Here is a 21,259-nt window from a genome sequence, read left to right as displayed (position 1 = left end):
GATGGAGGTTTTTGGCGTTGCAGACATGTCGATCCTAGCTCCGTTTCTTTCCCGCGTGGTGCGTCAGGGGCGGCTGACCGTCATTGCACCCGATGGCGCCGAGGAGCATTTCGGCACGCCGACACCGGGATTTCCCGAACTCGTCCTTCGCTTCGCGACGCGCGCCGGGATGCGTCGCATCATCCTCGACCCGCGGCTTGGCGCCGCCGAATCCTTTATGGACGGCGACATGCGGATCGAGGGCGGCGATATCATGGACCTCATCGGTCTGATCCGCATGAACACGCCATGGGATCGCGGCGCGGCGCTCAAGGACAAGACGTGGCTCGGCCGGCGCGCCGACTGGGTGAAGACGCGGCTCGGCTCGATCAACCGCCAGCGCCGGTCACGCGCCAACGTCAAGCATCACTATGACATCGGCAACGACCTCTACCGCCTCTTTCTCGACGACGACATGCAGTACAGCTGCGCTTATTGGCCACGGCCGGACATGACGCTGGAGGAAGCGCAGACCGCGAAGAAGGCGCATATTGCCGCCAAGCTCGCGCTCAAACCGGGGCAACGCGTGCTCGACATCGGTTGCGGCTGGGGCGGGATGGCGATCACGCTGGCGAAGCTCGAGCAGGTCGAGGTGCTCGGGATCACGCTATCGGAGGAGCAGTTCGCGCTCGCCCGCCAGCGCGCCGAAGCGGCGGGCATCGCCGACCGCGTCAAATTCGAACTGATCGATTATCGCGACCTTGCGGCGCGCGAGGCGGGGCGGTTCGACCGCATCGTTTCGGTCGGCATGTTCGAACATGTCGGCGCGCCCAATTTCGATACCTTCTTTCGCGCCGCCGCGAACCTGATGACTGCCGACGGGGTGATGCTGCTCCACACGATCGGGCGCTTCGGCAGGCCGGGGGCGACCGACGCCTTCACGCGCAAATATATCTTCCCCGGCGGCTATATTCCCGCGCTCAGCGAGACGCTGGCGGCGAGCGAGAAGAGCCGGCTGATCGCCACCGATATCGAGACATTGCGCCTGCATTACGCGCTGACGCTGCGCCAATGGTATGCGCGGACGCTCGCACACGAGGCCGAAATCGTCGCGATGATGGGCGAGCGCTTCTTCCGCATGTGGACCTTCTACCTCGCGGGCGCGACGTCGGCCTTCGAAAGCGGCGGGATGGGCAATTATCAGATCCAGTTCGCGCGCAGCCGCCACGCGCTGCCATTGACGCGCGATTATATCGCGGCGGCCGAGCGGGATTTCGGCGCACGCGGCGTGTGACCACGATCATAGCGTTCGTGGTTCCGTCCGGCCAGGGCGGCCATGAAGGAGGGGGCAATGATCGACGACGACGACTGGGGCAAGCGCGACGAATTCAGCACCTACCGGCTGGGTAATTGCTGGTCGCTACGCCGCGCGGGGCTGAAAGGGTTGCGGGTCGAGGCGAAGATTGTGGGCGACGAGGCTCCGCACTTGATCCTGACCGGGTCGCGGCGCGGTCGCGCCGAAATTTCGCTCGCGGACATTCGCCGTATCCGCGCCGGGGTCGATCAGGGCAAAAGCCGGTCGCTCGATTACTATCGCTGCCTGATCTGGCGCGACGGCGAGCGAAAACTGGTCCTGCGTCCGATGTCGGGCGGAAAGCTGATCTATGGCCAGTTCGTCCTGCACCTCGCCGAGGAGATGAAGCGGATCGGTCATTTCGACCGCGTCGAACGCGGCCTGCAGCGCTGGGAAACGGCGCTATACTCGCTGCTGATGGTCGTCTCGGCCGTTTTCCTGGGCTATGTCGCCTATGAAACGCTGCAAAATCTGATCCGGCCGATCGAAACGAAAGACATGATCTTCGCTGGGATCACATGGGGCTTCTGCGCCCTCCTGCTCGTCGGCAGCGTCGCGATATGGCGCGACGCGAACTGCCCGCGCCCGGTGCGCGGCTTCAAGGATCTGGAACAGGTTCTGCCGTAACGCGCCTCAGCCCGGATACCTCTCGTTCATGACGTCCCAGCTCAGTGCGACGAGCTTTTCGAGAACCTCCAGGTCGACGTCGGCGAGCTTGTTGATGTAGAGGCACGATTTGCCGTTTCTATATTTGCCGAGCTTGGCGAGCAGCGCGTCTGCCTCTGGCTGGCGGTCGAGGTAATGGCCCATCAGATAGAGCGTCATTGCGGCCTTGCGCGGGCTGAACCCGGCGCGGCACATCGTGCCCGAGTGGCCGCTGTCATAGACATAATCATAGCTGCCATAGCCGATGATCGACGGGCCCCACATTTTCGGATCGAGCCCGGTGACGCGCCGGTGCATCGCGTCGATCACTTCGGCTTCGGCGCGGCGTTTCGCGTCGGGGACGTCGGCGATGAAGTCGGCGATGGCAACTTCGGTGGCTTTGGTCTTGATCTCGGCTTTGCCCATGACCTCTCTCCCGGGATGCGAGGCGCGAGGATAGCGATTTTGGTGGAGCGAGCCAATCGGCCCGTCGGCGTTTTCCGGAAACTTCCGATGGCAATTTACTTCATGAAATAACCATCATAGCGTTATTGTGTAGTGCGCTCGATCTCTGGTTTTCTCGGTAACCGGAATCGCGCAAATTCGACAGGAGAAGTGGATGGTCCGCGTCCCGAATCTGAAGAAGCTTGGCAAGTTCGAGGATATATTTTTGCTCGGATTTCGGCTGCTTGTCGGAATTTTTTTGATCTACGGAACGTGGGATAATATTTCCAGCGCCGCGCGGATGGCAGAGTTCGCAGCGTTTCTGAAATCAAATGGATTCATTTTCCCGAATATCATGGCACCCTTGTCGGCCTGGGCGCAGTTTCTTTGCGGTGTGGCATTTTGTGCGGGTGTTCTTGTCCGTTGGGCTGGCCTTGTCTGTGCATTCAATTTCCTGGTCGCCATTGTCATGGTGGACGGCGCTGCAGGGATCCGCGCCAGTTTTCCAAGCGCGATGCTGATCGCATTCGGGCTTTACATTGCGGCGCGCGGCGCGGGTTCGCTCGCGTTGCAGCGCAGCTAGGTCGCCGGCGCGTTCCACCGATGGGCGGAGGGGATTGACCCCCGATGCCGGACGTTGCGTTGAGCGGGCAGGCCTGCTAGCCGCGCCCGCGTCTTTCCCTCGCCAAAGGTGCCATCATGTCCGAGTCCTTCAAACGCGTCGTCCTCGCCTATTCGGGCGGCCTCGATACCAGCGTCATCCTGAAGTGGCTGCAGGTCACCTACGGCTGCGAGGTCGTGACCTTCACCGCCGATTTGGGGCAGGGCGAAGAGATCGAGCCCGCGCGCGCCAAGGCCGAACTGATGGGCGTGAAGCCCGAGCATATCTATATCGACGATGTGCGCGAGGAATTCGTCCGCGATTTCGTCTTCCCGATGATGCGCGCCAACGCGCGATACGAGGGCGATTATCTGCTCGGCACCTCGATCGCGCGCCCGCTGATTTCGAAGCGCCTCATCGAGATCGCCAAGGAAGTCGGCGCCGATGCGGTCGCACATGGCGCGACGGGCAAGGGCAATGATCAGGTCCGCTTCGAGCTGTCGGCCTATGCGCTCAACCCCGACATCAAGGTGATCGCGCCCTGGCGCGAATGGGACCTGACCAGCCGCACCGCGCTGATCGACTTCGCCGAAAAGAACCAGATTCCGGTACCGAAGGACAAGCGCGGCGAAAGCCCGTTCAGCACCGACGCGAACCTCCTGCATACCTCGTCGGAGGGCAAGGTGCTCGAGGATCCGTGGGAAGAAACGCCCGACTATGTCTATTCGCGCACGGTAAATCCCGAGGATGCGCCCGACACGCCCGAATATATCACGATCGATTTCGAACGTGGCGACGGTGTCGCGCTGAACGGGCAGGCGATGTCGCCCGCGACCTTGCTCGCGGCCTTGAACGATCTTGGCCGCAAGCATGGCATCGGCCGCCTCGACCTCGTCGAGAACCGCTTCGTCGGCATGAAGTCGCGCGGCATGTACGAAACGCCGGGCGGCGAAATCTATGCGCGTGCCCACCGCGGGATCGAAAGCATCACGCTCGATCGCGGCGCGGCGCATCTCAAGGACGAGCTGATGCCGAAATATGCCGAGCTCATCTACAACGGCTTCTGGTTCGCGCCCGAGCGCGAGATGCTGCAGGCGGCGATCGATCACAGCCAGGCGAACGTCACTGGCACCGTCCGCCTCAAGCTCTACAAGGGCAACGCCAGCGTCGTCGGCCGCAAGTCGCCGCTCAGCCTCTACAGCGAACGCCATGTGACCTTCGAGGATGACGCCGGCGCCTATGATCAAAAGGATGCGGCAGGCTTTATCAAATTGAACGCCTTGCGCTTGAAATTGCTCGCGAAACAGGGTCAATAGGGCGGCCGGGCACGGACCCGGCTGCGAAAGGAGCCTTGGTCCATGTTCTCGCTTTTGCTGGCCGCCGCCAGCTTGACCCCCGCGTTCAACGACGCCTCTTACGTTGATCTCGGCTATGTAAACCGCGCGGCGGGCGAATGTATCGCGCGCTTCGGCACCGGCTCGATCGAGATGCGCCAGGCGTTCAACGAAGCCGATCGCACGATGATCAATGTCGCAGTCGTCACCGGCAAACCGACGCGCGCGCTGCCTGTGGGCGCGAAGCTGTGGGCGAAGTCGAGCTATGGCCCCGCGTGGCGCGCGGTCGTGATCGAATCCACGCCGCAGCGGCTTCGTTTCGTGGCGCACAATCGTTTCGTCGGCGATCTGTTCAGCGAAGACTCGCTGACGATCGCGCTTCACGAGCGGCTCGATGCGGGGGATGCGGTGCTCGTCGACGCGGGATCGGACACCACCGGTTTTCGCGAAAAGCTCGCCTCGGCATTCGACTGCGCGGACGGCCTCGGCATCTGATTTTGACATCGATGAACGGCGACGCGGCGGCGGGCAGAAAATCGGTGGCGCCCGCGGGCGATCGTCGGCACATTCGGTAGCATGCGCTTCTTCGACTTCTCGTCATGGCAAAGCATCGGAACGACGCTGCTGGGCCTTGCGCTCGTCACGCTGATCGGCGTCGGCATCCGGCTGATGGTGATGATGACGATCCAGCAGCGCCGCGAACGGATGAACCGCCAGATCAACGAGCGGCTGCGCACGCTGATGGCTGCGTACAAGACGCTCGGCGGGTCGTTCACCGGCGATCTGATGGTCGATCCACGCCATCTTCGCGACATCAGGCGTCAGGCGGGCGAGCCGAAAGCGGAGCCCGCGATCGACCTGTCGGACGCGGCGGTGCCGGAGGATGACGAACCCGGCGAATCGGATCGCCCGCGCCGCATTCGCGACGCCGTCGAGGCCGCGCTTTCCGACATCATCCTGCTCGGCACCGAGACGCAGGTGCGGCTGGCCAGCCGCGCGGCGCAGGAACTGGCCGAGGGGCGGCCGGTGCATGTCCACGACCTCGTCGTCGAATTGCGCGATTTCATCCGCAAGGCGCTCGACCTCGATCCGGTCCCCGCCGACGTTATCATCCCCGCGCAGGGTCCGACGCGTCCGTCGGGCAGCGGCGGCAAGAGCGGCGGCCGCGGCAGCGAAGCGCGTGGCGGCGCTGGCGGCGGGCGCGGCGGCGGAGGAGGCGGCGGAATGGGCATGGCGGGCGGTCTCGGTGTCGCCGGCGGCGCGAGCCTCGCGCGCGGATCGACACCCGACGAGTCCGCAGACGTATCGGGTGAAGCGCAACAGAAATGAGGGGTTAGCAAGCGGCCCACACCTGCGCTAAGGCGCGGTCCATGACTGCGACCCGCTTTTTCTCCGACAACGCCGCGACCGTCCACCCCTTGGTGATGGAGGCGATGGCGGCCGCCAACCAGGTCGACACCGCCTATGACGGCGACGCGCTCAGCCAGTCGCTCGACGCGACATTCTCGGAGCTTTTCGAGACGACATGCGAAGTCGTCTGGATCCCGACCGGAACCGCGGCGAACAGCATCATCCTCGCGCATTTCGTCCGGCCGTGGCAGGGCATCCTCTGTTACGAGGAAGCGCATATCGAAGTCGACGAATGCGGCGCACCGACCTTTTATTCGGGCGGCGCCAAGCTGATGCCGCTGCCCGGACGCGGCGCGAAGATCGACACCGACGCCTTGAAAGCCCGCATCGCCGGGATCCGCAAGGATGTGCATCAGGTTCAGCCTGCGGCGGTCAGCATCACCAACGCGACCGAATATGGCCTTGCCTGGCGCGCGGAAGAAGTCGGCGCGATCAGCGAGATCGCCAGGGGCGCAGGCATGAAGCTCCACATGGACGGCGCGCGCTTTGCCAACGCCGTCGCTTTCCTCGGCTGCGCGCCCGCCGACGTCACCTGGCGCGCCGGGGTCGATGCGCTGTCTTTCGGCTTCACCAAAAATGGTGCGATGATGGCCGAGGCGATCGTCTTTTTCGGCGGCAGTGGCGGGCCGGGCGTGCGCGAACTCAAGAAGCGCGGCGGCCATTTGCTCAGCAAGGGGCGCTTCGTCGCGGCGCAGATTCGCGCGATGCTCGCGAACGATCTGTGGCTGGCGAACGCGCGCGCTGCCAACGCGGGCGCGGCAAAGCTCGCCGCGGCGTGCGGCGAGCGCTTGATGCACCCCGTCGAGGCGAACGAGCTGTTCGTGCGCCTCACCGCCGAGGAGGCCGCCAAATTGCGCGCGGCCGGGTTCGACTTCTACGACTGGGGTGAAGGCGCGGCGCGCCTCGTCGTCAGCTGGGATCAGGATGCCGAGGCGGTCGCACCGCTGGCGGCCGCGATCGGCGCATTGTGAGTAGCGAGCAGCCACCCACGCTGCTCAGCCCGCGCGTCCTGCTGCCCTTCATGCTGGTGACTTTGATCTGGGGATCGACCTGGATTGTCATCACGGGGCAGCTCGGCGTGGTCCCGCCCAGCTGGTCGGTTACCTATCGCTTTGCGGTCGCAGCAATCGCGATGTTCGCATTTGCCGCGATGCGGCGCGAGCCGCTTCTGCTCGCGCCGCGCGCGATGCTCTTTGCCGTGGTGCTGGGCATCGCGCAGTTCGCCTTCAATTTCAACTTCGTCTACCGCGCCGAACAGCATATCACCTCGGGCCTCGTCGCGGTGCTGTTCGCGCTGCTGATCGTACCCAACACGCTGCTTGGCCGCGCTTTCCTCAAGACCCCGCTCGAAGGGCGCTTCCTCGCGGGGGCTGGGATCGCGATCGTTGGTGTCGGATTGATGATCCTTCACGAATATCGCGCTGCCGCGGTCGGCGCGGGCGAGGTGCTGCTCGGCACCACGCTGACCCTCGCCGGCGTGATGAGCGCATCGACCGCCAACGTCATGCAGGGAACGCGCATCGCACGCGCGCAGTCGATGGTGGTGATGATCGCGTGGGCGATGCTCTTCGGTGCGCTCGCCGACGGCAGCTATGCATGGATCACCACTGGCCCGCCGGTGATCGAGCCGACCGTGACGTACATCGGCGGCGTCCTCTATCTCGGCGTGATTGCGAGCGCAGTGACCTTTCCGCTCTATTTCAACATCATCCGCGCGGTCGGACCAGGGCAGGCGGCATGGTCCAGCGTGCTGATCCCGATCATCGCGATGGGCTTTTCGACCGCATTCGAGGATTACCGCTGGGCGACCCTATCGATCGCGGGCGGCGTCGTCGCGCTGATCGGGCTGGTGATCGCGGTCGCAAAACGGCCCGAACGGCCGTCGGTCAGCGGCAACATGGTTTCCGTCCCCGTCGAGCCCGAGAGCTAGTTGCCATTGCTGTGTTATTTCTATAACACGGCTTCATGAAACATCTCATCGGCACCCTTTGTCTTCTCGCTACGCTTCCGGCAACGCCGGTCCTTGCGCAGACCGCCTGCACGCCGGGGACCTATGCCGCCCCCGACGGCGATTTCGTCGTGCTGGTGAAGTCGCCGGCAGTCGCGGCGCCCGGGCTGCGCTATCTGTTTCGCGACGGCCGCCGGGGCGCGACCACCGATGCCGGCGTCCCCCTGACGTGCGGGACCAGCGACGTTTCCGTCGGCGGCAAACATTGGAAGCCCGTCGCCTTTCGCGAGACGCAAGCGACCTTCGACAGCGTCGGCACGAAGATGACCGGCGTGCTGATCGAGCCGCCGGGCGCGCCCGACGCCAAGCGCCCGCTCGTCGTGATGGTGCACGGGTCCGAACGCACTTCGCCGATCGGCGGCGTCTATGGCTATGCGATGGCGGCGCAGGGCATTTCGGTCTTCGTCTACGACAAGCGCGGCACCGGCGGGTCCGAAGGCGAATATACGCAGAATTTCGAACTGCTTGCGGAGGATGCGGCGCACGCGCTGGGTCAGGCGCGCAGCATGACGGCGGGCGGCCATGGGCGCGCGGGCTTCTTCGGCGGCAGCCAGGGCGGCTGGGTCGCCCCCCTCGCCGCGACGCGGACCAAGGCCGATTTCGTCGCGATCGGTTTCGGCCTCGTCGCCTCGCCGATCGAAGAAGACCGCGAACAGATGGTGTCGGAGGTCCGCGCGGCGGGGCTTGGCCGGGATGCTGAGGCGCTCGTCGGGCGGCTGTCGGACGCGACCGGCAAGTTGCTGCTGTCCGGTTTCACCGAAGGCTACACAGAGCTCGACGCGGTGCGCGCCGAGATGGCGGGCCAGCCGTGGGCGGCGAAGATCGCGGGCGAACATAGCGGCGCGATCGCGCGTATGCCTAACGACGCGTTGCGCCGGGTCGGGCGCGCGCGTTTCGACAATCTCGAACTCATCTGGAATTATGACGCGCTTGCGGCGCTGAAGAAACTCGACGCGCCGTTGCTCTGGGTGCTCGCGGGCGAGGATCGCGAGGCGCCGATCGAAACGACGCGGGGCGCGCTGCTCGGGCTCGCAAAGGCGGGTAAGCCGGTCGACGTCTATCTCTTTCCCCAGACCGATCATGGCATGTGGGAATTCACCACCGACGCCAGCGGGGAACGTCAGATCACGCGGATCACCGACGGCTATCTGAAATTGCTCGCCGACTGGATCAAGCGCGATGTGCGCGGCACCTATGGCCGTGCGGAGCGGCTTACCCCGCGCTGATCCGCTCGATGTCGGCGCCGACGGCCTGCAGCTTTTCCTCGAGCCGCTCGTAACCGCGGTCGAGATGATAGACGCGGTTGACCTCGGTCGTGCCTTGTGCGGCGAGGCCCGCGATGATGAGGCTCATCGAGGCGCGCAGATCGGTTGCCATCACGGGCGCGCCGACCAGATGATCGACGCCGCGCACGACGGCGCTGCGGCCGCGCACATCGATGTCGCAGCCCATGCGTGCGAGTTCGGGGACGTGCATGTAGCGGTTTTCGAAGATCGTCTCGGTGAACAGCGACGCGCCCTTGCCGAGCGTGGCCATCGCCATAAACTGCGCCTGCATGTCGGTCGCGAAGCCCGGATAGGGCGCAGTTGACAGCGTGACGGGCTCGGCGCGGCCCGACATCGCGACGCGGATGCCGCCCTTGGTTTCCTCGACCGTTGCGCCCGCCTGGCGGAGCGCCGCGAGCGTCGCTTCCATCTCGTCGGCCTTCGCGCCGACCAACTCGACATCGCCCTCGGTGATCACCGCCGCGCAGGCATAGCTGCCCGCCTCGATACGGTCGGCCATCACGCGATAGGTCGCGCCGTGCAGCCGGTCGACGCCTTCAATCGTCAGCGTCTCGGTGCCGATGCCGTCGATATGCGCACCCATCGCGACGAGGCAGTTGCACAGATCAACGATCTCGGGCTCGCGCGCCGCATTTTCGAGCACGCAGGTGCCCTTGGCGAGCGACGCCGCCATCAGCGCATTTTCCGTCGCGCCGACCGAGACGACGGGGAAGGTGAACTTGCCGCCTGCAAGGCGCCCGCCCGGAGCAACAGCCTTAACATAGCCCGAGGTCAGCTCGATCTCGGCGCCAAAGGCTTCGAGGGCTTTAAGGTGCAGGTCGATCGGGCGGTTGCCGATCGCGCAGCCGCCGGGCAGCGACACGGTCGCCTCACCCGCGCGCGCGAGCAGCGGGCCGAGCACGAGGATCGAGGCGCGCATCTTGCGCACGATGTCATAGGGCGCGACGGTCGAGGTCAGCGTCGTCGTGCGCGCGGTCATCACGCGGCCGAAATCCTCGGGGCGCGAACCCTCGATCGTCGTCGAGCAGCCGAGCTGGTTGAGCAGGTGACCGAACCCGTCGACGTCGGCGAGCCGCGGCAGGTTCCTGAGCGTCAGCGGCTCGTCGGTGAGCAGCGCGCAAGGCAGCAGGGTGAGCGCGGCATTCTTGGCGCCGGAGATGGGGATACGGCCCTTGAGTCGCTGGCCGCCGCGAATGACGATTTGATCCATCGGCTGTCTTTAGCGCATGCGCATGCGCGCGCAAGCGGGCTGGGCAGGTGACTGCGGAAGATAAGCCGCCTCGCCCTTGGCTCCCCTGTTGCGGCGGTGCGATCCAGGGGGCGAAAGCCAATAGATCCGACCGAACAAGCGAAGTCGTCACCATGGTTAAGTCGTCCCCGATGACTACGGGCTTTCGCCGTGGCTTTCCGGTCCGAAATATGAAACTATTCAGGTCAATATTTGGGTCGAGCCAGGGCAAGCGTAAGCGGAAACGACTTTTCACAGGGGAGTAAGGTCATGCGGAATAATGTCGTCACGATCGTCACTACGGCCACGTTGATCGCCAGCCAGCTTGCCGTCCCGGCGATGTCCCAAGCGACGACCTTGCCTTATCCGCCGCCGGGCGGGCCGGTAGTCGTCCAGCCAACGCCGGGTGGCCCGCAGATTCAGCCGCCGCGTCCCGGTGGCCCACAGATCCAGCCTCCGCGTCCGGTGCCACCTTACCCGGGCGGCCCGCAGATTCAGCCGCCGCGCCCCGGTTACGGCGAATATACCGGAACTATCCGCTGCGAATCGCGGAACAACAAGCAACAGCGTTGTAACGTTCGCACCGAGAATCGTGTCGACCTGCAGCGCGTGATCGGCGGGCGTTGTTCGAAGGGACGCGACTGGGGCTTCACCGCCACCCAGATCTGGGTATCGGGCGGTTGCCGCGCCGAGTTCGCTTACGGCTATGGCAATGGGGGCGGCTACCCGACGCCGCTGCCGCAACCGGTCGATGATTTTGCAGGGACGGTCCGCTGCGAGTCGCGGAACAACGGCTATCAGCAGTGCAATGTCTCGACCAACAACCGGGTCGAGGTGGTGCGCACGATCGGCGGTCGCTGCAATGCTGGCCGGCAATGGGGCTATACCGCCAGCTATGTCTGGGTGGACAAGGGTTGCCGCGCTGAGTTTGGCTATGGATATCGCGGCTCGCGGCCCGACAAGGACAAGGACAAGGGGCCGAGCACCGGCCTGGTGATCGGCGGGGTCGTCGTTGCGGCCGGTTTGATCGCCTTGCTTGCGAGCAAGAAAAAGAAACCCGCCGAGCCAACCGCGCCCGAGACATCGGTGCCAGAAGACTCGACAACGCCGACCTATCCCGCCGGCCCGCCGGCAGCACTCAGCGCCAATCTCTCGGCCTTGCCAAGCGCGGCGCGGCCGTCGGTGCAGAATTGCATGATGGATGCGGCGCGCCAGATCGGCATCACCGGGGGAACCCGGCTGTCGTACGACCGGCTGGTCAACCTGGAGCAGGGCAATGGCGGCTGGCGGATTCGCGCCGCGATGACCGCAACCTATCCCGACGGCGCGCGCACGATCGAAATGTATTGCCGCGCGACGCCGAGCGACATCATCCAGCTCGACTTCACCTAGACAGGAGGCGCGCTTCCGATATCTTCTGCCGCCCCGGTGAAAGCCGGGGCGGCAAATTTTTGACGAACACGGGATCGAAACGCGATGCGAACGGATGGTGGGCTGGCGGCGACGCTGTGGTCGCGGGCCTATCCGCTGCTGACGACAACGGCGCTGTTCTGGGCGGGCAATTCGATCGTCGGGCGCGCCGCGCGCGATCTGGTGCCGCCCGCCGCTTTGTCCTTCTGGCGCTGGACCTTCGCGCTTGCCTTGCTGCTCCCGCTCGCCTGGCCGCATCTCAGGCGCGACTGGCCCATATTGCGCGCGAACTGGCCGATCGTAGCGCTGCTCGGTGCATTGGCGATCGGATCGTTCAACATCCTGCTCTACACCGGCCTGCAAAGTACCACCGCGCTTAATTCGATGCTGATCCAATCGGCGCTGCCGGCGCTCGTTCTCGTCGTCGGTGCGTTGGTGATGGGCGACCGCACCAGCCTGCGGCAGATCGCGGGCGTGCTGATTTCGCTCACCGGCGTGCTCGCGATCATCGCGCGCGGCGACCCCGCGATGCTGTGGGGATTGCAGCTGAACATCGGCGACGCGATCATCGGCGGCGCGGTGCTGCTCTGGGCGCTTTACTCGGTGCTGCTCCGCCGCCGGCCCGCGGTGCATCCGCTGAGTTTCCTCGCGGCGTCGATGGTGGTCGGCATCGCGGTTATTGTGCCCTTTTACGCACACGAGCTGTGGTCGGGGCGGCTGATCGTTCCCGCGACGGGTAGCGCGCTCGCCATCGCCTATGTCTCGATCTTTCCGTCGTTTCTCGCCTATCTTTTCTTCAATCGCGGGGTCGAGCTGATCGGCTCGGCGGCGACGGGGCAGTATATGAATGTGATGCCGCTGATGGGCGCGGGACTCGCGATGCTGTTCCTCGGCGAAGTGCTGCACCTGTTCCACATCATCGGGCTGGCGCTGATCGTCGCCGGCATATTGGTCGCCGGGCGACCGTCACAGCCCGCGGCGCAGGCCTAGGCGAGTGCTTCCTCGACCTGCGCCAGCCGGTCCTTGCCGAAGAACATCTCATCGCGCACGAAGAAGGTCGGAATGCCGAATACGCCGCGCGCGACCGCGGCCTCGGTGTTCGCGACCAGCTTCGCCTTGATCTCGGGCTCCTGCGTGCGCGCCAGCAGCGCGGGGCCGTCGAAGCCGTTCGCCGACAGGAAGGTCGCGATGACCTCGGGATCGTCCATCTTGAGACCATCCTCCCACATCGCGCGGTTCACCGCGTCGACATAATCGTCGAGATTACCCTCTTCGCCGGCAACGATCGCGCCGCGCATGATCGTTAGCGTATTGACCGGGAAGTGCGGGTTGATCCGAAATTTCGTGAGGCGATGCTTTTCGATAAAGCGCTGCATTTCGAGGTTCTCATAAGCGAGTTTTGCGGGGGCGTCTGCATATTGCACCATCGGCGCTTTGTTGCCCGTTGCCTTGAAGATGCCGCCGAGCAGGCACGGCGTGATGATCAGGTCGGCGCCGGTGCGGTCGAGCAGCTCGGGCAGCGCCTTCATGCAAAGATAGGCGTTGGGACTGCCGAAATCGAAGATGAGTTCGAGCGATTTGGTCACCATTTTTCTCCCCATGGCCGGAGGTCGAGTTCGTGGGTCCACGCGCTTTTGGGCTGTTTGTGCAGCATCACATAGTTGGCGGCGATGGCGTCGGGGTTCAGGATCAGGTCCTGCGCCTTGGCGTTATCGAAGTCGGGATGGCGGCCCTTGATGAATTCGGTGTCGATCGCGCCGTCGATGATCGTATGCGCGACGTGAATGCCTTGCGGTCCGAGTTCGCGCGCCATCGACTGCGCGAGCATGCGGAGCGCGCCCTTTGCGCCCGAAAAGGCCGAAAAGCCCGATCCGCCGCGCAGGCTCGCGGTCGCGCCGGTGAAGACGATCGTGCCACGGCCGCGCGGGGCCATGTGCTTCGCGGCCTCGCGCCCCATCAGGAACCCGCCGAGGCACGCCATTTCCCAGACCTTGGTGTAAACGCGCACCGTCGTCTCGCCGATCGGGAAATTGACGTTCGCGCCGATGTTGAACACCGCGACCTCGACCGGGCCGACCTCGGCCTCGACCTGGCCGAACAGCGCGATCATGTCATCCTCGCTGCGGGCGTCCCCGGGGAAGGCGCGGGCCTTGTGTCCGTCGTCGCGGATCGATTGTGCGAGCGCTTCGAGCTGCTCGGCATTGCGGGTCCGGCGGTTGACGCAGGCGGTGAGTCCCTCGGCGGCGAAGGCACGGGCGATGGCGCCGCCAGTGGCGTCTCCGGCCCCGATGATGACGGCTGCGGGATTGGGCATGAGCGACTCTCCTCTTGTGTTCAAGAGTAGCTATGATAATCATAGTTACAAGTGATTTCTGTTCCCTGCCGAAGGAGGCTAAGGACGCGAGATGCCCAAGCGCGCGGATCTTTCGGACACTTTATGCCCCGTGGGACGGTCGGCCGAACTGCTCGGCGACCGCGCGGTATTGCTGATCCTGCGCGAGCTATTTTTCGGGCGGCGTCGGTTCGAGCTGATTGCGGCGAACACCGGGCTGGGACCGCAGCTGGTGTCGGCGCGGCTCAAGATGCTTGTCGCGGAACGGGTCGCGGAGCGCCGTGCTTATAGCGAGCGGCCGGTACGGCACGATTATTGGCTGACCGACAAGGGCAAGGCGCTATTCGATGTACTCTACGCGATGCGCAACTGGTCCGAGCGCTGGGCCTATGCCCCGGGCGAGACGGGGGACGGACCCGCAATCCGTTATGTACACCGGACGTGCGGTGCCGATGTCGGGACGGCGAAAATCTGTCCAGGGTGCGGCGCGGAGCTGGGTTATGGCGATTTGAAAGGCGAACCGTCGCCGGCGCTCAGGGCCGAACAGGTCGGGCGAGCGAGCTAATTTAGGCTTTTTCCAGCGTGCATTGCAACGGGTGCTGGTTCTGCCGCGCGGCGTCCATCACCTGGTTCACTTTGGTTTCGGCCACTTCGTAACTGAACACGCCGCACACGCCGACGCCCTGTTGGTGGACGTGCAGCATCACCTGCGTCGCCTGTTCGATATCCATGTTGAAGAAACGCTGGAGTACCATCACGACGAATTCCATCGGAGTGTAATCGTCGTTGAGCAGCAGCACCTTATACATCGACGGCTTTTTGGCCTTCGCACGCGTACGCGTCGCGATCCCGACGCCGGGGGTGCCGGGCGAGCCGTCGTCCTTGTCCGCCATCGCGTGGGGCGGCTGGTTGGTTGCAGCAGGAAACATCATGGACAGGAATATCGCAAGCCGCGGGCGAAGCGCAAGAGGCGCGCGCGCGGATTTTAACCTCTCGTTCGCCAGCCGGATCGGGTGGCCGCAAAAACAAGAACCGCCCGCTTCCGGGGAAGCGAGCGGCCTTGGGGTGTCGGCGCAGGCGGGAGGGGAGGGGGAGGGTGCCCGCGCCAACGATGGAAGGTGAAAGCGCCTTAGGCGGCCTTCATCTTCGAAGTGATGACCGAAACGCGGTTCGAGATCGGCGCGAAGCTGTCGTTCGTCAGCTTGACGACGAGTTCGCTGGTCTTCGAGGTCTGCGCAACAGCGGCGTCGAACGCCTTCTTGCTGTTTTCGGCATAGAGCTTGAAGAAGTCGGCCGGGGTCTTGACGGAGGTGTAGCCCTTCAGCGCGGCGGTCGTGTCTTCAAAGCTCTTGCGAGCATAGGTCACGCCTTCCTGGCCGAGCGTTTCGATGCCCTTGGCAGCGATCTTGCCGGCTTCGACGAGCGCTTCGACGTTCGCCTTGTTGAACTCGACGGCTTCTTCAGCGAGCTTGCTGGTCTTGGCGAGCGCTTCCTTCGACTTCGCCTGGAAATCGGCGGTCAGGGCTTCGGTGCGGGTCTTCGCTTCGTCGGCGAACTTCTTGACGGTGTCGTTCATGGTCTTGAATCCTTTGGTAGCGGCGGCGACCGGCTTCGGTGCGGCCTTGAGGGGCTTGGATGCAATTTTCACGGCCGCCTTCTTGGGAGCGACCTTCCTGGCAACCGCCTTGGGGGCAGCAGCCTTCTTCGCGGCCGGCTTGGCTTTTGCCTTCACCGTCTTGATCTGTGCGGGGGCCGGGTCGGCCTTCGCTACGGCCGGAGCGGCAGCAGCGGGGGCCGGCGCGGCGGGAGTCGCCACCGGCTTGGCCGGGGTTTCCAGCGTCGCGGCTTCGAAAGCCTTTTCGGCACTATCCATCTTGGTAGCCATCGGTGGTACTCCTCTATGTTGCAGTGCACAATATAGGAGCGGCGTGGCGATTTCAAGGATATTTTTTGTGCACTGCACAAAATTCTTGTCACCACGCCCCGACGGAGAGGATATTCTCTAGATATTACCGCTGTTTGACATAGCGGCCGGGGGCGTCCTCGATCGCCTTTTTGGAGCCTTTTCCGGGGATTCGCGCGCCCTTTACGGCGGTTTTCGCGCCATCGCGTTCCGAAATCCAGCCGATCCAGTGCGGCCACCAGCTGCCCTTTGTCTCACTCGCGCTCGCGACAAAATCGTCGAGCGTCGCGGCTTCGCCGTCGCCGGTCCAATATTGATATTTGCCCGCGGCGGGCGGGTTGACCACGCCTGCGATATGGCCCGAACCCGCGAGCAGGAAGGTCTTGGGCCCCGACAGATGATCCATCAGCCGCCAGACGCTGGCGAGCGGCGCAATATGATCCTCGCGTCCTGCCTGGATATAGGCGGGGGTCTCGATCTTCCTGAGGTCGATCGGCGTCCCCATCACCGACAGGCTGTTCGGGATCACCATGCGATTGTCGCGATAGAGGTCGACCAGATATTGGCGGTGCCACTTCGCGGGCAGGTTGGTCGTGTCGCCATTCCAGTAAAGCAGGTCGAAGGGCGGATAGTCGTTGCCGAGCAGGTAATTGCTGACGACATAATTCCAGATCAGATCGCGCCCGCGCAGGCTGTTGAAGGTCGCCGCCATATAGCGCCCGTCGAGGAAGCCCGGCGCCGAAAGCTGCTGGAGCAGCGCCAGATAGCTGTCGTCGACGAACATCTTGAGGTCGCCGGCCTGTTCGAAATCGACCTGCGCGGTGAAGAAGGTCACCGACTGGACCTTGTCGGCCTCGCCGCGCGCCGCCAGCATCGCGAGCGTCGCGGCGAGCGTGGTGCCAGCGACGCAATAGCCGATCGTGTGGACCGCGGGAACATCGAGCGCGTCGCGCACCGTGTCGATCGCATCGACCTGCGCCGCGACATAATCGTCCCAGACGATCTCGCTCATCGACGCGTCGGCCGATTTCCACGAGACGACGAACACCGACAATCCCTGTTCGACCGCCCAGGCGACGAAGCTTTTCGCGGGGTTGAGGTCGAGGATATAGAAGCGGTTGATCCACGGCGGGAAGATCAGGAGCGGGACGGCGAGCACCTCCTTCGTCGTCGGGGTATACTGGATCAGCTGGTAAAGATCGGTCTCGTGGATCACCTTGCCCGGCGTCGTGGCGATATTGACCCCGACCTCGAACGCATCAGGATCAACATGGCTCAATTGCCCGCGCGACAGATCGTTCAGCATATGGCGGAGCCCCTTGAGCAGGCTTTCGCCGCGCGTCTCGACCGCACGCTTGATCACTTCGGGATTGGTAAGCGCCAGATTGGTCGGCGCCATCGCGTCGGCCATCGCCTTCGCGGCAAATTCCATCTTCGCGCGCGCGGCGGGGTCGAGCCCCTCGAACTGGCGCGTCGTCGCGAGCATCTGTTCGGCGAGCAGGCCATAGGTCTGGCGGATCATCGCGAACACCGGATTGGCGGTCCATTCGGCATCGGTGAAGCGGCGGTCCTTCACGCCCTCGGCCGGCACGCCGGGCCCGATCGGCTGGCCGATGCTGGCGAGCGAGGTCCAGAAGGCCACGCCCTGGTCCCACATCTTCGACGATTGCTCGGACCACAGCTTCGCCGCTGGATTGTCGAGCCATTTGGCAGGGTCGAACAGCGCCGCGGCACTCGCGTTGCCGTCGTTGGCCTGACCCAACGCATATTCGAGCATCATCTGCTGCGCGCGGCCGATCACGCTGGCCCAATGCTGCATGTCGTCGGGGGATGGCATGAAGGGATTTAGCGCTTCGGTCGTGCCGTCGTTACCCGTGTCGTTCATGCTCGTTCCTGCTGGTCAGTGCGGATATTATGCCTATAACAAGCCGCGATGCGGCTGGCGAGGCTGCCGCTCGCGTCAACCCACAAGTAACGTAAAGGAGTTGTTCTAGTTTCCCATGTCTGAAGATGAATTCTATCGCATCAAGCGCCTGCCGCCCTATGTCATCGCTGAAGTCAATGCGATGCGTGCGGCCGCCCGCGCCGCGGGGGAAGACATCATCGATCTGGGGATGGGAAACCCCGATCTGCCGCCGCCGCCGCATGTGATCGAGAAGCTGTGCGAAGTGGCAATGAAGCCCGACGCGCACGGCTATTCGCAGTCGAAGGGCATTCCGGGCCTCCGCCGCGCGCAGGCGAATTATTACGGCCGCCGCTTCAACGTCGATCTCGACCCCGAGACCGAGGTGGTCGTGACGATGGGGTCGAAGGAAGGACTCGCGAGCCTTGCGACCGCGATCACCGGCCCCGGCGACGTCGTGCTCGCGCCGAACCCGAGCTATCCGATCCACACATTCGGCTTCATCATCGCCGGCGCGACGATCCGCAGCGTGCCGACGACGCCCGACGAGAATTACTGGCGCGCGCTCGACCGCGCGATGGCCTTCACCGTGCCTCGCCCGTCGATCCTTGTCGTCAACTATCCGTCGAACCCGACCGCCGAAGCCGTCGATCTCGCCTTCTACGAACGCCTCGTCGCGTGGGCGAAGGAGAATAAGGTCTGGGTCCTCAGCGACCTCGCTTATTCGGAGCTCTACTACGACGGCAACCCGACGCCCTCGATCCTGCAGGTGCCCGGCGCAAAGGATGTCGCGATCGAATTCACCTCGATGTCGAAAACCTATTCGATGGCGGGCTGGCGCATGGGCTTCGCGGTGGGCAACAAGCGCCTGATCGCGGCGATGACGCGCGTCAAATCCTACCTCGACTATGGTGCCTTCACCCCGATTCAGGCCGCCGCCTGCGCGGCGCTTAATGGGCCGCAGGACATCGTCCAGAAGAACCGCGATCTGTACCAGAAGCGCCGCGACGTGATGGTCGAAAGCTTCGGCCGCGCCGGTTGGGACATCCCAAGCCCGAAGGCGTCGATGTTCGCTTGGGCGCCGCTGCCGCCTGCACTTCGGGAAATGGGCAGCCTCGAATTTTCGAAGCAACTGCTCACCCACGCCAAGGTCGCGGTCGCGCCGGGCGTCGGTTATGGCGAGGACGGCGAAGGCTATGTCCGCATCGCGATGGTCGAGAATGAGCAGCGCATCCGGCAGGCGGCGCGCAATATCCGCAAGTTCCTCGCGATGCACGGTGTGAACACGCCCTCGGTCGCCACCGGGGGATGATGAGCCTCGACGCCGGCGCGATTGCGCAGACGATCCAACTGTCGGTCACGCCGGTGTTCCTGCTGGTCGCGACCGGCAGCCTGCTCAACGTCATCGCGGGCCGTCTCGCGCGCGTCGTCGACCGGTCGCGCAATCTGATGGAGCGCTGGCCCGAGACCGAGGGCCTCGAACATGAGCGCATCGTCGCCGAACTGCGCATCGCCGACCGAAGGATGGGAATCATCAACAATTCGATCCTCTCCGCCGTTGCGTGCGGGATCGTCGTTTGCCTGCTCGTCGCGCTGCTGTTCACGCAGGCCTTTACCGGCATCAACCTCGGCGTCGCGGCGTCATGGGCCTTTGCGGTCGCGATGCTGTTGCTGCTCGTCTCGCTGATCCTCTTCCTCGTCGAGGTCCGGCTGGCAGTGCGCGCGATCCATGTGCCAATGGAATTGCTCGAGCTTGAGGAAATGGGCTGGAAGCGCCGCCGCGACCGGCGCTGACAGAGTGGGCGACAGCTACGGTGTCACGCTCGCCCGATAGCTTGGCGCGACGCGCTTCCGGCTCGCCTGTTCATAAGCATAGCCCGCGGCCAATATGTCGGCGTCGCTCCACTTGGCGCCGATGAACGAGAGCCCGATCGGCAGCCCCTCGACCGCCCCCATCGGCACCGTTAGGTGCGGATAGCCGGCGACCGCGGGAAGCTGGCTGGTGCCCGGACTTTTGTAGCTGTCGCCGTTGACCAGATCGCTGACCCACGCGGGGCCGTTGGTGACCCCGACGAGCAGATCGACGTCATGGGTTTTCAGCAACCAGTCGATGCCCTCGGGCCCGGCGAGGCGGGCCGCTTTTTCGCGCGCAGCGAGATAGGCGGGGCTGTCGAGGCCGCCCTTGGTCTCAGCCAGTTCGAAGAGGAGCTGGTCGAACCACTTCAGTTCATCGGGGTTCGCCTTGTTGAACGCGATGACGTCGGCAAGCGACCTCGGCGCAGTTGCGTTTGGCAGACCGCCCAGATAGGTCGCCATGCCGGCCTTGAGTTCGGTGAGCAATATTTCGAATTCGGCAGCGCCGAGCCCCTCATTGCCCTTCCGGCTGTCGGCGATCTCGACCAGCGTCGCGCCGAGCCCTTCCATCTGCGTCAGTGCCGCGTCGAACAGCGCCAAGATATCGGCACGGTCGCCGACGCGGTCGCGCATCACCCCGATGCGCTTGCCTTTCAGCGCGTCGGGCGACAGCGCGGCGACATAGTCGGCTTTCCGCGCATCGGCTTCGGCGGTTGCGGGATCGGTCGGGTCGCTGCCCGCGATCACGCTCATCACCGCGGCGGCATCGCGCACCGTCAGCGTTATCGGTCCGGCGGTGTCCTGGCTGTGGCTGATCGGGACGATATGCGTGCGGCTGACCAGCCCGACGCTCGGCTTGAAGCCGACGATGCCATTAATCCCGGCGGGGCAGGTGATCGATCCGTCGGTTTCGGTGCCGATCGCGAGCGGCGCGAGGCTTGCCGCGACCGCGGCGGCGCTGCCCGACGACGAGCCGCAGCTGTTGCGATCGAGCGCATGCGGATTCTTCGTCAGGCCGCCGACCGCGCTCCACCCGCTCGTCGAATTGTCCGACCGGATGTTCGCCCATTCGCTGAGGTTCGTCTTGCCGAGGATGATCGCGCCCGCATCGCGCAGCCGCGCGACGAGCGGCGCATCGCGGTTCGTCACATTGTCCTTGAGCGCAAGCGAACCCGCGGTCGTGGGAAGCGGCCCGGCGGCCTCGATATTGTCTTTGAGCAGGATGGGGATGCCATGAAGCGGACCGCGCGCCTTGCCCGCCATGCGCTCGTCATAAAGCCGCTTCCCCTCGGCGCTGAGGTCGGTCTGGGACATCGTCGCGATGACGGCATTGAGCTTGGGCCCATAATCGTCGATTCGTCCGATCCGGTCGAGATAGACGAGCGCGGTCAGCCCTTCGTAAATCCGCCCGCTCTCCATTTCTGCGCGCAGCGTCGCGGCGTCCTTTCCCTCGACCTCGGGAAGCGGCGGCGGCATCGCGGAGACCGGAGCGGCGGCAGGAGCGATGACGAGGAGCGCGGCAGCACCGAGCAGCGAAATTTTTTGCATAGGCTGCACGCTGGCAGCCG

The 21,259-nt window shown here is 64.6% G+C and carries 22 protein-coding genes; 14 read left to right on the top strand and 8 right to left on the bottom strand.

Features of this window, described 5'->3' with window-relative positions; all coding sequences use genetic code 11:
- The first annotated feature begins 25 nt into the window (after positions 1-25).
- Together ASD73_RS09515 and ASD73_RS09510 are read left to right on the top strand one after the other, a co-directional pair.
- Positions 26-1,273, top strand: coding sequence for an SAM-dependent methyltransferase (locus tag ASD73_RS09515; RefSeq protein WP_056373432.1), 1,248 nt, complete (start codon positions 26-28; stop codon positions 1,271-1,273).
- A 57-nt stretch (positions 1,274-1,330) separates the two neighbouring features.
- Complete coding sequence (locus ASD73_RS09510; protein WP_056376011.1) at positions 1,331-1,960, top strand: hypothetical protein; 630 nt, start codon at positions 1,331-1,333, stop codon at positions 1,958-1,960.
- A gap of 6 nt (positions 1,961-1,966) precedes the next feature.
- Here ASD73_RS09510 and ASD73_RS09505 read toward each other — a convergent pair whose 3' ends face one another.
- Positions 1,967-2,404, bottom strand: coding sequence for a DUF1801 domain-containing protein (locus tag ASD73_RS09505; protein WP_056371790.1), 438 nt, complete (start codon positions 2,402-2,404; stop codon positions 1,967-1,969).
- 193 nt (positions 2,405-2,597) lie between these two features.
- Here ASD73_RS09505 and ASD73_RS09500 point away from each other — a divergent pair, with 193 nt between their 5' ends.
- The 7 genes from ASD73_RS09500 (at position 2,598) to ASD73_RS09470 (ending at position 9,001) form a co-directional block, all read left to right on the top strand.
- Positions 2,598-3,005 carry a DoxX family protein gene (locus ASD73_RS09500; protein ID WP_056371789.1) on the top strand — a complete coding sequence of 136 codons (408 nt, stop codon included), beginning with the start codon at positions 2,598-2,600 and terminating at the stop codon, positions 3,003-3,005.
- Between the two features lie 116 nt (positions 3,006-3,121).
- Positions 3,122-4,339: an argininosuccinate synthase gene (locus ASD73_RS09495; RefSeq protein WP_056371788.1), complete on the top strand. Its 1,218-nt coding sequence runs from the start codon at positions 3,122-3,124 to the stop codon at positions 4,337-4,339.
- A gap of 42 nt (positions 4,340-4,381) precedes the next feature.
- Positions 4,382-4,852: a hypothetical protein gene (locus tag ASD73_RS09490; RefSeq protein ID WP_056371787.1), complete on the top strand. Its 471-nt coding sequence runs from the start codon at positions 4,382-4,384 to the stop codon at positions 4,850-4,852.
- Positions 4,853-4,933: 81 nt separating this feature from the next.
- On the top strand, positions 4,934-5,686 hold the full coding sequence (locus ASD73_RS09485) for a hypothetical protein (protein WP_056371786.1): 753 nt from the start codon (positions 4,934-4,936) through the stop codon (positions 5,684-5,686).
- 41 nt (positions 5,687-5,727) lie between these two features.
- Positions 5,728-6,738, top strand: coding sequence for a threonine aldolase family protein (locus ASD73_RS09480; RefSeq protein WP_056371784.1), 1,011 nt, complete (start codon positions 5,728-5,730; stop codon positions 6,736-6,738).
- A gap of 50 nt (positions 6,739-6,788) precedes the next feature.
- Complete coding sequence (locus ASD73_RS09475) at positions 6,789-7,697, top strand: DMT family transporter (protein ID WP_082521590.1); 909 nt, start codon at positions 6,789-6,791, stop codon at positions 7,695-7,697.
- Between the two features lie 35 nt (positions 7,698-7,732).
- Entirely contained in the window at positions 7,733-9,001 is a 1,269-nt protein-coding gene (locus ASD73_RS09470) for an alpha/beta hydrolase family protein (protein ID WP_056371779.1), read from the top strand.
- Here the strand turns inward: ASD73_RS09470 and murA are convergent.
- On the bottom strand, positions 8,988-10,271 hold the full coding sequence (gene murA, locus ASD73_RS09465; RefSeq protein ID WP_056371777.1) for a UDP-N-acetylglucosamine 1-carboxyvinyltransferase: 1,284 nt from the start codon (positions 10,269-10,271) through the stop codon (positions 8,988-8,990). The genes ASD73_RS09470 and murA overlap by 14 nt on opposite strands.
- Positions 10,272-10,559: 288 nt before the next feature.
- Here murA and ASD73_RS09460 point away from each other — a divergent pair, with 288 nt between their 5' ends.
- Entirely contained in the window at positions 10,560-11,681 is a 1,122-nt protein-coding gene (locus ASD73_RS09460) for a DUF3011 domain-containing protein (protein WP_056371775.1), read from the top strand.
- An 84-nt stretch (positions 11,682-11,765) separates the two neighbouring features.
- Positions 11,766-12,689 carry a DMT family transporter gene (locus tag ASD73_RS09455; RefSeq protein ID WP_056371773.1) on the top strand — a complete coding sequence of 308 codons (924 nt, stop codon included), beginning with the start codon at positions 11,766-11,768 and terminating at the stop codon, positions 12,687-12,689.
- On the opposite strand, the gene ASD73_RS09450 is transcribed toward ASD73_RS09455, so the two are convergent.
- Positions 12,686-13,288 carry a 2-hydroxychromene-2-carboxylate isomerase gene (locus ASD73_RS09450; protein WP_082521460.1) on the bottom strand — a complete coding sequence of 201 codons (603 nt, stop codon included), beginning with the start codon at positions 13,286-13,288 and terminating at the stop codon, positions 12,686-12,688. The genes ASD73_RS09455 and ASD73_RS09450 overlap by 4 nt on opposite strands.
- Positions 13,282-14,013 carry an SDR family oxidoreductase gene (locus ASD73_RS09445; RefSeq protein WP_056371769.1) on the bottom strand — a complete coding sequence of 244 codons (732 nt, stop codon included), beginning with the start codon at positions 14,011-14,013 and terminating at the stop codon, positions 13,282-13,284. Before ASD73_RS09445 ends, ASD73_RS09450 begins: the two co-directional genes overlap by 7 nt.
- Positions 14,014-14,104: 91 nt before the next feature.
- On the opposite strand from ASD73_RS09445, the gene ASD73_RS09440 reads away from it, so the two are divergent.
- Positions 14,105-14,596 (top strand): winged helix-turn-helix transcriptional regulator, encoded by a 492-nt coding sequence (locus tag ASD73_RS09440; protein WP_056371767.1) that lies wholly within the window; start codon positions 14,105-14,107, stop codon positions 14,594-14,596.
- A 1-nt stretch (position 14,597) separates the two neighbouring features.
- On the opposite strand, the gene clpS is transcribed toward ASD73_RS09440, so the two are convergent.
- From clpS to ASD73_RS09425, 3 genes are all read right to left on the bottom strand, one after another.
- Positions 14,598-14,960, bottom strand: coding sequence for an ATP-dependent Clp protease adapter ClpS (gene clpS / locus ASD73_RS09435; RefSeq protein WP_443027974.1), 363 nt, complete (start codon positions 14,958-14,960; stop codon positions 14,598-14,600).
- A 200-nt stretch (positions 14,961-15,160) separates the two neighbouring features.
- Positions 15,161-15,916 (bottom strand): phasin family protein, encoded by a 756-nt coding sequence (locus ASD73_RS09430; RefSeq protein ID WP_056371764.1) that lies wholly within the window; start codon positions 15,914-15,916, stop codon positions 15,161-15,163.
- 124 nt (positions 15,917-16,040) lie between these two features.
- Complete coding sequence (locus ASD73_RS09425; protein ID WP_056371761.1) at positions 16,041-17,819, bottom strand: PHA/PHB synthase family protein; 1,779 nt, start codon at positions 17,817-17,819, stop codon at positions 16,041-16,043.
- A gap of 115 nt (positions 17,820-17,934) precedes the next feature.
- On the opposite strand from ASD73_RS09425, the gene ASD73_RS09420 reads away from it, so the two are divergent.
- Both ASD73_RS09420 and ASD73_RS09415 read left to right on the top strand, forming a co-directional pair.
- Entirely contained in the window at positions 17,935-19,149 is a 1,215-nt protein-coding gene (locus tag ASD73_RS09420) for an LL-diaminopimelate aminotransferase (RefSeq protein ID WP_056371760.1), read from the top strand.
- Positions 19,149-19,631 (top strand): DUF2721 domain-containing protein, encoded by a 483-nt coding sequence (locus ASD73_RS09415; protein ID WP_056371758.1) that lies wholly within the window; start codon positions 19,149-19,151, stop codon positions 19,629-19,631. The genes ASD73_RS09420 and ASD73_RS09415 overlap by 1 nt, the downstream gene beginning before the upstream one ends.
- Positions 19,632-19,646: 15 nt before the next feature.
- On the opposite strand, the gene ASD73_RS09410 is transcribed toward ASD73_RS09415, so the two are convergent.
- The gene (locus tag ASD73_RS09410; RefSeq protein WP_056371756.1) at positions 19,647-21,239 is read right to left on the bottom strand and encodes an amidase; all 1,593 of its coding nucleotides are present in this window, start codon (positions 21,237-21,239) and stop codon (positions 19,647-19,649) included.
- Positions 21,240-21,259 lie beyond the last annotated feature (20 nt).

The sequence above is a fragment of the Sphingopyxis sp. Root154 genome, assembly GCF_001427105.1.
Lineage (GTDB): Bacteria > Pseudomonadota > Alphaproteobacteria > Sphingomonadales > Sphingomonadaceae > Sphingopyxis.
This window is presented reverse-complemented; position numbering and strand designations above follow the sequence as displayed.